Source organism: Caballeronia sp. KNU42, assembly GCF_053760385.1.
The window spans coordinates 387,121-400,291 of record NZ_CM132388.1 but is presented as its reverse complement, the minus strand read 5'-3'; the positions used below and the strand labels follow the sequence as shown (position 1 = coordinate 400,291).

Annotated in this window: 8 protein-coding genes; all 8 read right to left on the bottom strand. The window is 60.7% G+C overall.

Translation table 11 applies throughout. The annotated features are described in order from the left end of the window. Positions 1 to 84: 84 nt before the first annotated feature. Positions 85 to 1,791 (bottom strand): alpha/beta fold hydrolase, encoded by a 1,707-nt coding sequence (locus tag ACSOSP_RS01660; protein ID WP_455309199.1) that lies wholly within the window; start codon positions 1,789 to 1,791, stop codon positions 85 to 87. 66 nt (positions 1,792 to 1,857) lie between these two features. After that, positions 1,858 to 2,322: a MaoC family dehydratase gene (locus ACSOSP_RS01655; RefSeq protein ID WP_455309197.1), complete on the bottom strand. Its 465-nt coding sequence runs from the start codon at positions 2,320 to 2,322 to the stop codon at positions 1,858 to 1,860. Beyond that, positions 2,319 to 3,989, bottom strand: a complete 1,671-nt coding sequence (locus tag ACSOSP_RS01650; protein WP_455309196.1) for a fatty acid--CoA ligase — start codon at positions 3,987 to 3,989, stop codon at positions 2,319 to 2,321. The genes ACSOSP_RS01655 and ACSOSP_RS01650 overlap by 4 nt, the downstream gene beginning before the upstream one ends. Positions 3,990 to 4,447: 458 nt before the next feature. Next, the gene (locus ACSOSP_RS01645) at positions 4,448 to 6,160 is read right to left on the bottom strand and encodes a thiamine pyrophosphate-dependent enzyme (RefSeq protein ID WP_455309194.1); all 1,713 of its coding nucleotides are present in this window, start codon (positions 6,158 to 6,160) and stop codon (positions 4,448 to 4,450) included. 404 nt (positions 6,161 to 6,564) lie between these two features. Then, a complete protein-coding gene (locus tag ACSOSP_RS01640; RefSeq protein ID WP_455309192.1) occupies positions 6,565 to 7,842 on the bottom strand; it encodes a type II toxin-antitoxin system HipA family toxin in 1,278 nt (425 codons plus the stop codon). After that, positions 7,839 to 8,225: a helix-turn-helix domain-containing protein gene (locus ACSOSP_RS01635; protein WP_455309191.1), complete on the bottom strand. Its 387-nt coding sequence runs from the start codon at positions 8,223 to 8,225 to the stop codon at positions 7,839 to 7,841. Before ACSOSP_RS01635 ends, ACSOSP_RS01640 begins: the two co-directional genes overlap by 4 nt. Positions 8,226 to 8,429: 204 nt before the next feature. Beyond that, the gene (locus ACSOSP_RS01630) at positions 8,430 to 11,621 is read right to left on the bottom strand and encodes a DEAD/DEAH box helicase (RefSeq protein WP_455309190.1); all 3,192 of its coding nucleotides are present in this window, start codon (positions 11,619 to 11,621) and stop codon (positions 8,430 to 8,432) included. Between the two features lie 118 nt (positions 11,622 to 11,739). After that, positions 11,740 to 13,164 carry an efflux transporter outer membrane subunit gene (locus ACSOSP_RS01625; RefSeq protein ID WP_455309189.1) on the bottom strand — a complete coding sequence of 475 codons (1,425 nt, stop codon included), beginning with the start codon at positions 13,162 to 13,164 and terminating at the stop codon, positions 11,740 to 11,742. Between the last annotated feature and the right edge of the window lie 7 nt (positions 13,165 to 13,171).

The following is a 13,171-nucleotide window of genomic DNA, read 5'->3' as shown; positions in this document are numbered from 1 at the left end:
TCAGTACTCCAATTAAACTACGTTGAGAAAATGTTGACCACCGTGCTATCAACGAGTGAACCGGGGCCGGTGCCGGCGTGTGCCTTATGCTTCCACGACATACGTTCCCGGCGCTTTCACGCCCGCTGGGTGCTGCTTGTTGCCAAGCGTTGCCGGTGCGGGCTGCCGCTCGCCGGAACGATCGGCGAGCCAGGTGCGCCAGTCGAGCCACCACGTTTCTTTTTCGACCCGGGCACTGGTGAGCCATGTATCGGCATTGGCGGATAAATCGGGATTGAGGAAGAACTTCGCCTTCGGATTGCCCGGCGGGTTGATCAGGCTCTGGATATGACCGCTCGAACTCAGCACGAAGCGCGTCTCTCCGCCAAACGTGCGCGCCGTGTTGTACACGCCCTTCCACGGTGTGATGTGATCGGTCATGCCTGCGACCACGTATTTGTCGCACGTCACTTCGGTCAAGTCGATCGGCGTACCCAGGACCGTCAGCGCGCGAGGCTTGCTGAACAGATTGCCCGTGAAGATATCGAGCAGTTGTCCATGCATCGCCGCGGGCAGCCGGGTCGCGTCGTTGTTCCAATAAAGGATGTCGAACGCGGGCGGCGTTTTACCGAGCAGATAGTTATTGACCCAGTAGTTCCAGACGAGATCGTTGGGTCTCATCCAGGCGAACACGCGGCCCATTTCTTCTCCGGCGAGCACACCCTTCGATGCGCTGTTCTGCTTCGCTGCCGCGATGGCTTCCGGCGTCGCAAAGAGACCGAGCTGCGAGTCAGCCGTATTGTCCAGCACGGCGACCATCAGCGTGGCGGCATTGACGCTCTTGTCGCCACGGCTTGCAAGGTGACCCAGGAGCGCGGATATGGTCATGGCGCCCGAGCAGGCGCCGTGCAGGTTGACGTCGTCGCTGCCGGTAATGTCACGCACTGCGGCGATCGCTTCGAGGAGCGCGGCAACATAGGTATCGAGATCCCAGTGCCTCTGGGCGGCAGTGGGATTGCGCCAGCTCACCACGAACACCTGGAACTCGCTCTTCACCAGATAGTCGACGATGCTCTTGCCGTCCGACAAATCGAAAATGTAGAACTTGTTGATCTGCGGCGGCACGATCAGCTGCGGGCGGGCGTACACCTGTTCCGTTGCCGGCGCGTACTGGATCAGCTCGAGCACTTCGTTGCGAAAGACCACCGAGCCCGGCGACGTGGCGAGATTGCCACCCACCTTGAACGCCGACCGGTCGACTTGCGCGGGCATCCCCTGGTTCTGCAGCATGTCCGTCACGAGGTTCTTCATGCCGCCGAGCAGGCTTGCACCGCCCGACTCGATGACCTTCTTGAGCGCAGCCGGATTGCCGAGCAGTGTGTTTGTCGGCGACATGGCGTCGGTGTACAGCGACAGGACGAACTGCGCGCGTTCCTTGCTCTTTGCGTCGAGCGCCGAGCGATCGACAAACCCTGTCAGCGCACTACGCCACGCGACGTAACTCTGCAGCGCCATGCGGTAAAGCGCGTTGTCCTGCCACGCGGTGTCTGTGAAGCGTTTGTCGCCCTGAGGCGGCGCGCTGTCCGCGCTGCCGGCAAGCACCGCCATCAGATCGCGGACGAGCGCCGCCTCCTGCTCCATGAGCAAGGTCGGTTGCCGCAACGCCTGGGTACCGATCTGCTGCGCGGTTGCCAGAATGTCTCGCGGGCGTAATCCCACGAACGGATTCGGTCCGAGTATGCCTTCCGCGGCAGACGCCGCGAGGTCGTTCTGCTCCTCGCCGCGTGCCTTGCTTTTATCATTTGCCGCCATCTTGCCGCTCCTCAAACGTCGCCGTCCGCTGTCTTTGTCCGCTGTGCCATCACAGTTGCCTGCCGCTTACGCGACCAGCATCGCCAAGGTCTCGGCGACGAGCGCCGGCTTCTCCTCGCCCTCTATCTGCAGTTCGTTCATCGTCTTGACGATGATCCGGCCGCCGCTCTTCTTTTCCACCGACGTCAGCGTCACGCGATTTCTCACCCGCGCGCCCGCCCTCACCGCTGTCATGAAGCGCACCTTGTCCAGCCCATAGTTCAGCCCGGCCGATGCGTCTTCAGGAATGAGTCCGATCTCCATCGCGAGCGCCGCCAATAGTGAAAGCGTCAGATAGCCGTGTGCGATCGTGCCGCCGAACGGACTCTCGCGCTTCGCACGCTCCTCGTTCACATGAATCCATTGCTTGTCGCCCGTGCACTCGGCGAACGCATTGATGCGCGCCTGATCGATGACGACCCAGTCCGATATGCCCAGTTCGCGGCCAACGAAGTCGTCGATCGTGGCGATGCTGTATCCCTTGATGCTCATCGTGTCTGCTCCCGGGCGACGGTACTGGCGAACTGCTCGCGCAGCCCCTTCTTGTTGATCTTGCCAACACTCGTTTTTGCGAGTGCATCGACGAACGTCACGACCTGCGGCACCGCGTATTTCGATATCTGTCCGGATACGCTGAACGACAGTACGTGCTGCTTGATATCGTCCTCCGTGACTGCCGTCCCCTCCCTGAGCACGACCAGCGCCACCGGCCGTTCCCCCCACTTGTCATCCTTGATGCCGATGACGGCCACCTCGGACACGCCCTCGTATTGCGAGATCAGGTCTTCTATCTCGAGCGACGACACCCACTCGCCGCCGGACTTGATCACGTCCTTGATGCGGTCGGTAATTTGTATGTTGCCCGTCGGATCGATATTGGCAATGTCCTGCGTATGGAGATAGCCGCCGGTCCAAAGCAGCTCGGAGGCCTCGGGATTGTTCAGATAACCCTGCGTGAGCCACGGCGCCCGCGCGACAATTTCGCCGGTGGCTTTGCCATCGCGGGCGAGCTCGCTCATGTCGTCGTCGACGACACGCAGGTCAACCAGGGGAACAGGCCGGCCGGTCTTGCAGCGCAGGCGAAGCTGCTCGTCGGCGGGGAGCTTTTCGGCGCCGGGCGGAAGCTGCGCGAGACTGAGTACCGGGCAGGTTTCCGACATGCCGTAGCCGACGAACACATCGATGCCGCGATCCAGCGCCGCCTGAGCGAGGCCTTGCGGCAACGCGCCGCCACCGATGATGATCTTCCACTCGCTCATGTCCGTCGCCTTACCCTCCTCACATGCGAGCAGCATGTGCAGGATCGTGCCGACGCAATGCGAGAACGTGACGCCCTCTTCGCGCACGAGCCGTGCGAGCCGGTCAGGCACATAGCGTCCGGGATAAACCTGCTTCACACCCAGAACCGTCGCGATGTACGGCATGCCCCATGCATGGACGTGGAACATCGGGGTGAGCGGCATGTACACGTCGCCACGATGGAAACGCTGTCCCGAGACCGGGCTCGCCAACGCCGCCATCAGCGTGATGGTGTGCAAGACCAGTTGGCGGTGCGAGAAGTACACCCCCTTGGGCAGGCCGGTGGTTCCCGTCGTGTAGAAGGTCGTGGCGCGGGTGTTCTCGTCGAAGTCGGGGAAATCGTAGGTCGTCGCGCTCGCCGAGAGCATTGCCTCGTATTCCGTGGCGAACGCAATGGTGTGCGGGCACGCTTCACTGTCCGGCTCGTCGATCCACACGAAAGTGCGGACCGTTTCAAGCTGATCCTTGATCGCTTCGACCACGGGCAGGAAGTCGGTGTGGACGAACAGCACCTCTGCGCCGGCGTGGTTGATCGTGTAGGCAATCTCCGCCTCCGACAACCTCACGTTGACCGTCTGAAGCACGGCGCCCATCATCGGGACTGCAAAGTATGCTTCCAGATAGCGGTGGCTGTCCCAGTCCATGACCGCCACGGTGCTGCCGTGCCGCACGCCGAGCCCGTTAAGCCCATTGGCAAGCCGGGCGATGCGTTCCCTCAGCGTGGTATAGGTCATGCGCACCTGGCCGCGGTACACGATTTCCTGTTCCGGCGCCTGAACGAACGGTGTATGCAGCAATTGCTTGATCAGCAGCGGATAAGCATAGGGGGTTGGCGTCGAGCCCTGCACGGCGTCCTGCATCTACGTCTCCTCAAGTCGAGAAATGGATCGGGATGACACAAATCCGTCGTTGCATGTCGCACGCGGTGGCCTCCCGGTTGATGCCATCATCGGATTGTTCGCAGGTAGGAACCATCCCCCGAACAGGGGAGCTTTTTGGATGCCGCCGATTGGTGAGGATCCCGGAGCGGCTGCAGGCTTGGACGCAGGCCGCACGGGGCATGGATCGCGGCGGGAAGATGAGGGCGGTTTTGACGGATCGGCGGGCCGCGCGGCGAAGCGATCGGTGCGAGCCGGATCGCAAGCGCCGTGGCGAGCGAGGGTCTTCCCCTATCCTATCGATCGACCGCCGGTGTTTCTCGCCGTCCGCTAATGCGGTAGTGGTATAGGAAGTTGGACGCGGTATGGGCGAGCGGCCGTTGAACTCGCGTTAACGCTTACGCCTTGCTCGTCTGCCGCCCTGCCTGGCTGGTCAAGTCCTATAAGTTTTCGCGGATCATGGCGAATACGTCGGCGGACTGCCCGTGCAGCATCGCTTTCGCGGAATACAGCGCCATCCCGTACGCAGCCCCCCATTCGATTTTGGGCGGCATCACGAGCGTCATCGGATCGACCTTGACGTTCAGCAGCGCGGGGCCGGGCTCGTTCAACCATGCGATGACGGCTTCTTCGAGCTCATCGGCTTTCGTCACCGTGCGACCCCATAGTCCGATCGCCTCGGCGACCTTGCCGAAGTCCGGATTCTGCAGACCGGTATAGAGCGGGAGCATGCCTTCGGACTTTTGCTCGATATCGATAAATCCAAGCTTGCCGTTGTCGAACACGACCACCTTGACGGGCAGCTTCTCCTGCACCACCGTCATCAGCTCACCGAACAGCATCGCCAGACCACCGTCGCCGGACATGGAGATCACCTGGCGTCCTGGCTGGCACTTCTGCAGCCCCATTGACATCGGCAGGGCCGCGGCCATCGTGCCGTGGAGAAGACTCGAAAACACCCGGCGCTTTCCGTTCGTGTCGATATGCCGATAAAGCCAGACCGTGGGCGTTCCGTCATCGGCGCAGAAGAGCGCATCGCTCGCTGCGTGCCGGTTGATGAGCTCGGTCAGATAGATGGGCGGAATCGTTCCGCGGCTCGACGCGACCGCCTTGGAGCGATGAATTTCCGCTGCGCGGACATGCCGTCCGACGAGCTTGTCGCGGAACTCGGTTGACACGCGAGGTTTGAGGCGCGGCAACAAGGCTTCCATCGTGGACTTGATGTCTCCAACCAACCCTAGCGTGACCGGATGCCGGCGGCCGAGATGATCGGGTGCGAGATCGATCTGAACGATTTTGGCCTTCTCCGGGTAGAACTGCCGCCACGCGAAGTCAGCACCCAGCAACAGCAAGGTCTCGCATTCGGATACCGCCAGATAACCCGCCTCCCCGCCGATGATGCCGGTCATGCCAACGTTGTACGGGTTGTCGTGTTCAAGCGCATCCTTGGCGCGCGACGTGTGGGCGATGGGCGCCTTGAGCCGCTCGGCTACGGCCAGGATTTCGGCATGGGCGCCACGGCATCCCGAACCGCCATAGATCGCGATCTTGTCACCGCCCGAGTTGAGGATGTCAGCGACACGGTCAAGGTCAGCGTCACTCGGCCGGACCATCGGCACATTCGTGTGGACCGAATACGGGACGTCATCGCTCGCATTGGCATGGGCGATGTCGACCGGAACGATCAGCACGGCGACGCCCCCTTTTGCAATCGCGGTCTGACAGGCAATCACGGTTTTGCGGCGTGCCTGCTCCGGCGTGATGATCATGTCGCAGAACACGCTGCACGATCCGTAGATCGCCTTGAAGTCGACTTCCTGCGGAAAGTTGAAGCCGAGTTCCTCGCTCGCTACCTGGGTGGCGATCAGGATGACCGGAGCGCGGTTGCGGTTGGCATCCACCAGGCCGTTGATGAAGTGGAGGCTGCCCGGGCCGCAACTTCCTGCAACGGCCGTCAGGTTGCCGGTCAACATGGCTTCGCCTTCGGCAGCGAACGCTCCTGCCTCCTCATGGCGCACATGGACCCACTCGATATCGCTCTCGTTGATATGGTGAGCGATGAGGTTGAGCGTATCGCCCACGATCCCGTAGCAATGCTTGACGCCCGCCGAGGCGAGCGTGTGCACAATGATCTCAGCAACTTTTTTGGTCATGCAGGTGCTCCTGAGGGTGATCTATGCGTGAAATGATCAGCAACCGTTGTGAACCGCGGGCACGGAGTTCGTCACTGCCGGTCGCGCGGGTTCCATCGGTGGGAAGATTCATTTATCTTGCGTCGACTCCTTATCACCCGATATCACCCGAAGGGGGGATCGGCGATGCGGTGGACCACCTGTGTTTTACGCTTGAAATCAGAATTCCCAGACGACGTGTCGATTTCGTACAAACCGGGCGTCGGACAGAAGGTGAAACAGTGGCGTGCTCGTCAAATGGCGTGACTGGAGCACAGGTAGAGGCCGCCTTGCTGGGGATGTCATCGCTGTCCACACGGTTCTTCGAGCAATCTGAGGCCTTGCTCTCGAAGATGGACACGCGATCGGTAAGCCGATCCGTTCGTCTATTGCTCAGACAACCGAAAGGCGGTCGAAAATTGACGTTGCTGCTGGATCGAAATCCCCAAGGATGTCGCGATAGTTCGCCATTGCGAAATGAGTTGCTGCTGCTGACTGATGATTTCGTTAGCGTGGTTCGTGGACAACCGGAAATAAGGCGCCACCGACCGAGCCAACTCCAAATCCATCGCGTTGTCCGCCTCACTGATATTCAGTTTCAGCCCATGCGCGTGCGGCACGGGATTCATATCGAACGCCGGCGACAGCGCCCACCCCTTGCCCGGTTCAAGCAAGAATCCGTGGTTACGCAGGTGGTCATCCGTGTTCGATACCAACAGATTAAACACGATGCGCGACCATAGTTCGCGCAGATCAGCATAGGTCCGTGCACCGTCTGTCATCAACACTTGCGCGATCTCCAGATAGCCGGCACCGGTCGAAGCATCGTCGCCATCCTGATGACCAGTCAGGTTCATCGCAGAAGCAAAGTGTCGCCGCCGTCCCACTACTGTGCGATCGAAGCGTTTGACCAGGAAGGTGTGATAGTTGCTGTTGAACCGCCTTACCAGTGCGTCGGGAACATTAAGCCCGCAGGCCTTGGCAAGCGTATACACCACCATTTCCCATGCTCCGACGTCGGACTCATCTCGAACGCTGGGAAACTTCGCAATCCACAGATGACCATTCGGATCGACCACGCTGGCCTTGGGCCGCGCACCACCCAAAGAGCCACCGGGTGCGATCAGCATTCGCAGCCATTCATCCGCTTCGCTCGCCGTATTGTTTTCGTCGCGCTCCAGAGCCAGGCTCGCGGCCTCCAGAGCGCGCAACTGCACGAAGGGAGGCGCAGCGATATCGTTCTGATCGTCCAGGAACGGGCCTTCATCGTCGCGTCGAAAACGAAGCGCTCCCGCGCGATACATGTCATGCACACCTAAGAGATAGTCGGATTCATAGAGTCGGGTCTTGGGATCAATCTGGCCGGCACGCTGTGCGCGCTCAAGACGGCGGCGCATCAGCACGCGCCCCCAGCGATCCGGGCTGGCGTCGGCGAATACGCCAAACGTCTCCTGGCCTGCAGGCGGATACTGCCGGCCTGCAAACCAACCGAGTCGCGGATCGAGTTTAAGACCTGCCATATCGGGACGCGCCAGCACGTCGGCGTCAAATTCGTACTCGAATACTTCCCGGGCAGCCGCACGATGCGAATAGAGCCTGCCCAAGCGCAGCGGCTCGGCAAGACCGTCCCAGTCTGCATAAATTCCAACGGAACCCTCGTTCATCTCGCCGGTCCCTTTTTCTTTGAACTGGGAGGCTTGAGAAGAGACGCCAGGCTTTCAGCACTCACGAATGTGTCATCCGCCATCCATTCGCTTCTCGCGACTGGCTCTTGTACGGTTGAGTCTTGAGGAGAAAGCGATGCTCGACGCTCTGGTGGCGAAGCAACGGCTTGCTTGGTTCGGCGTGAGCGCGGCACCAGCGCTGCATCTTGCAAGTCGCGACCGAGCGTGTCGTCCTTCAGCAGGAGATCGAGGTCTTTCTCTGCTCCCAGCGCTTGCATAACCGCCAGGTAAGCACCGATAGTGACCCCCGAGCTGCCTTTTTCCAGGCTGCGCAGCGTAATCGGCGTCATACCTGCACGCTCGGCGACCTGCTTGCCGGTCAAGCGGCGGCGCAGGCGGGCCAGGCGCAAGCGCTCCCCGAGTTGCTGCAGTCGCAGTTCGGTAGCGGGGAGCAAAGGAGCAGTCTTTTTGGCCATAAAGATAATATTACAACCTTATTAGGCCAAAAAGGAAAGAATATTATCCTTTTTACTTCCACCCGATCATCAATCAAGTGGCTGGGTTCTTGCGAGGTGTCCGGCCATCATCTACCCTGCATGAACACCCACACTAGTTGGGAACGGCATGTAAACCTGACCATGTGCATCAAGCATCGCAAGCGCGGTATCAAAATATTGGCGGGGCCCCCACAGGTCGCGATCGCCAATGATGTATAGGTAACTTTTCGCCCGTGTAACCGCGACGTTGAGCAGGTTCGGGGCTGCAGCAGCCCAATCTATCGCTCCAGTGTGCTCCGCATCACAACCCAGAACGAAGAAGACCACTTCGCTTTCCTTACCCTGGAACGTGTGGACCGTCCCGATCCGCTTCTTTATCCATTCCGCGAGCTTGTCTGGGACGCCCCGTCCCGTTCCGGACAGTGCGGCACGCCATGCATCATGATCGCCCACAATCGAACTCAGACCCTTCCTGACCTGCCGGAACGGCGTGATGACGAACGCATCCGGTAGTTGCGGCCGCTTCGGGTCAGCCAGATCCGGCTCTTCGATGTACAGCCTGACCAGCGCCTCAAATACGCGCTGGCCCTGCGTGGCGACGTACTTCGTTCCATCGCTGCTATCGCCGGCCACATGCCACCATGCACTATGACCGAGCACCCGATGCGCGGCTGGCATGCCCTTCTTCGCATGCTTCATTCGTCCATCGTAGGCAATCGCGTTGGCGATTTCGAACATCGGGCTCGCGCACCGTCGGTGCATGACAAGCGGAATACCAATGAACTGATCGCGCTCAAGCGGATGCCGCACACCGTATGGATAGCACCGGTCAGCCAGAGTCTGGACGGACTGTGCGTCCACCGCATAACGTGGCCGCGCTTCCTGCAGCCAGTATTCTCCAAGGCGCATCAACAGACGCGTTGACTGCGTGACGACTGGTTCGATCTGGAGAGGGTCGCCCACCACCACCACGCGCCGCGCGCGCATGATCGCCCCTACGGCCGCCTGCGGCGCGGCTTGCCCGGCTTCATCGACGATCAACCAGCCCAGCTCCTCCGGCCCGATCCCGGCGAACTGTCGCCGAAACGACGCGAAGGTACTTGAAACCACTGGCACCAGCATGAAAAACCACTGCCAGAGTACCTTGCGCGCCTCGCCAACTGGACCTCGCGAAAGCATCTTCGACAGCGCGAACACCAGATCCCGCGTCTGGATCTCGTGAAAGAACGCCTCATGCAACGCCATGGCGGCTGAAAAGAGCTCGTTGCGCAGCCTGTTCAGCTTCTCGCCCTGCCAGAATGCCCGGGCCTGGCAAGCCTCCTCCGCAAGCTCGGTGCCCTCCCATACGGTCACCTCCGTCTGAGCCAGCAGCGACCTCATGGTCCGCAGTCTGTCGCACACGACACCAAGGGAAAAGGCGGCTTCCGCAGTCTCGCACCATCGCCGATACTGACCGGCACGGAACCATCTGGACAGCCATCGGATAAACGGCGGACCAAGGCGTTGCCCGATCAGGTCTGCCTCCTTATCCAGTTCGCGCACCATCACGCTCAGCCGATCCAGCGTCGTGTCACTCGTATCGGGATGAAGCAGATCGGGACAACGTTGCGTCACGTTTGCCCACTTTCCCTCCAGTTCGGTCAACGCGGCATCAAGCGCTTCGAGACGCCTGTGCTCTGCCTGCCAGGCCGCATGCGCCGCCTTGAAGCGTTCCTGCGACGCACGAAAACCCGCACGCGTGCCACGCGCCTGTTCGCGATACCGCCAGTAGGTCATCGCGCCCGCCGCGTCCCAACTCGCGAAATCGACCTCATCGTTCCGGAGAAACCGGTCGCCCGGCCGCTCATCCGGCTTCGCGGCGCGGTTCGAAAACACGTCGCCAAACCGTGTGCGGTTGTCCCGCTTGCCCAGCGCAGCGGATACCAGCCCCCACACGGGCTCTTTGGGAGCCTTCCACTGCTTCGTCGCGTGGGTGCCGGCATAGCGGGTTGCGACAGGTTTGAAGTAGCTGAGCGTATCGAGTTGCGCGGGATCGAGGTGCCGACTTTGGGGCAGTTCGAGCGACAGGTTTTCCACCGCTCCGTTGTTGCTCGAGGCCACCACGATCTCGAATCCCGTCAGCGCCGCTGACAGCACCGGCAGCGTATAAGACTTGCCACCTGAGAAGACCGCATCGATGGTCGCACCGGACAAGCCGTCCTTGGCACTACCAAGTGACGCCAATACACTCGCCCGCTCGACCACGAGATGGGCAACGAGATCCCGAAGCAGCGTGGTCTTTCCGGTACCCGGCGGGCCGTTCACAGCGAGGATCTCGCCCTCTGCGAGAGTCTTCATCCGGTTCAGCGCGTACTGCTGCATCAACGCCTGAAAATGGCCGGCGGGCGATGGCCAACGCCCCACGATTCCATTGCGAGGCCGCAGCGTCTCGAGAATGGTCCGTTGGCCGTCAGGCGCATCCAGATCGAGCTTCGATGCGTCCTGCAGCGAAAGATAAGCCTTCAGAGCACGCGGCACGCACGATCCGTCCAACTCGCGCTGCGCCTGGATCAGGTCATGAACGTAGAAGCTGTTCAGGATCGGCAGATCCCGTTCCTCTTCAGCCTCCTGTTCCTCAGCCGATGCATCGGTGGACTGCCTTGCCGCTGCGCCCTCATCCGTACGGCGGCCCTGCGCCCTTGCCGGCTGTGTTCGCACCGGTGATATGACCATCCACGCAAGACCATCACTGACGGGTTTGTAGCGCGCCCATTCATGAAGCCGCTGCACCATCCCGATCAACTGCGTCGCATCGAAGGGCTTGTCCTCGGCGACAAGCGCCGCCAGATCATCCCTGAGTGCTGTCAGGCTCGATTCGAACGTGTCAGCAGAAAGATCTTCCAGCTCCCCGCTTTGCAGGCGGCCGAGGGCCCATGGCAAGGCTGACACGCTGAGGCTATCGGCACTCACCCGGCCACCTTGTCCCAGCTTCACTTTCGCAAAGCACGTCAAACCTTCCGGGGCCATTTCATCATCGCGAATCTGCTCGATCACAGAACACGCTTTCGACCTTGCCGCGACATAATGTTCCACCACCGACGTTGCTTGCGCCACGTCAAACGGAACCAGGTACAGCTCTCCCGAATGCCCGGACACTTCGTTCAAGCCACGAATCAACCCAGTGGTTGTCGTCCGGATGCAAACCGTTTTCCGGTTCGACTCCCTGGCTTCCTCGAGTTGATCATCGAGGCTGTAGCTGTTGAAAAATTCGACGCTGTGCCAGTAGTCGAGGATGCGGGACATCTTTTGAATCGTCACAATGAGCTACGCACTATTGCCGGGAAAGCAGATAGATTAACCGATATGGGGCCTGTTCATGGGCACTACCGTGGAGCGCAACCCGCTCATTCGTCCAGCCACTTCAATGATCAGCGCTGACAGCGATAACCGGAGCCGTCTGACTCCAGCCACCACCAAGCGATCGATACAAAGCCACCGCAGCAAGTGCATGTTCCTGTTTCGCCTGATTGAGCAGATCCGAGTCCTGCAAATAAGTCTGCTGTGCTGACAGTACGTCCAGGAAGTCCGTCGCACCGCCCTTATAGAGCTGGTTCGCGAGCTTCAGCGACTGGTCCGAAGCACTCAATGCATCCGTCAGCCTCTGCGTTGACTCAGTCGTACTGACGAGGTCGCTGCGGGTGTCCTCCACTTCCTTGAGCGCCTGAAGCATCGTTTGCTGCAGGTTCAGTTGCGATTCACGCATCTTGCTTTCGCTCTGCTGGATATCGGCGGTAATCCGGCCTGCGTTGAAAATCGGACTGGTGGCGTTTAACGCAGCGCTGAAAAGATTGTCGGTGAGCGCGGGCATGCCGAGATACGACGCCGCGAGCAAGCCATCACTCAGGTTCAGAGAGAACTTCGGATAACGCTCCGCTCTCGATACACCAACCTCGGCGGCACGCTGTTCAACTGTGGCGTAGGCCAACAGCACGTCCGGACGACGCAGCAGCGCTTCGGACGGCAAGGTCTGCGGCGCGGCACCTTCGGGGTTGGGAATGGGACCCGGCGTCGCCAGCACCAGCTTGTCGACCGATTCCGGCGTGCGCCCTGAATACACCGCGATCAGGCTTAGTTCATGCTCGATCGTCGACCGGGCGCGCGGAATTCTAGCCTGCAGTTCATCCAGTTGGTTCTGCGCACGCGCGACATCGAGTTGGGTCGACAGGCCATACTTCAACCGCTCCTGGGTGAGTTGCAACGCGCGCTGCCTGATCCCGAGGTTGTCCTGCAAGATCTGCAACTCCGCCTGCGCCCAACGCAGGTTCACATACGCGGACGCAGCGTCGGCGGCAAGTGCGAGCCTGAGTTCATCCTCGACATGCTGTTGCCCGACGAGTTTCGCCTGGGCCGCGAGCAGGTCGAGCCGCTCACCGCCGAATACGTCGGGTGACCAGTTCAACGCGAGACCGATGCCGCCCTGGCGCACGTAGCCCAGTGGAGGCGGGGTGTTTTGCCGCGCATCTGCGGCCGAGGCCGTCGCATCGAGTTCCGGCAGAAGCGCCGCATGTTTTTGCGTGGTGAGCGCTTGCGCCTGCTTGACGCGTTCGGCCGCTGCCTGCAAGTCAAGATTGCTGGTCAGCACCGAATTCACCAGTTCGTCCAGCACCGGGTCGCCGAACTGCGACCACCAGGTCTTTGCATCGACAGCGTCCTTGGGCGTCTCGACGCTCCAGTTCACGGGTGCGATCGTCTTGACAGTGTCCGGCAGGTCCTCATGGCTAGCCGGTTGCACGGCACACGCAGCGAGGGCGAGACTGGTCAGAATTCCGATGAAGAGCTTTTTCATGATTGAC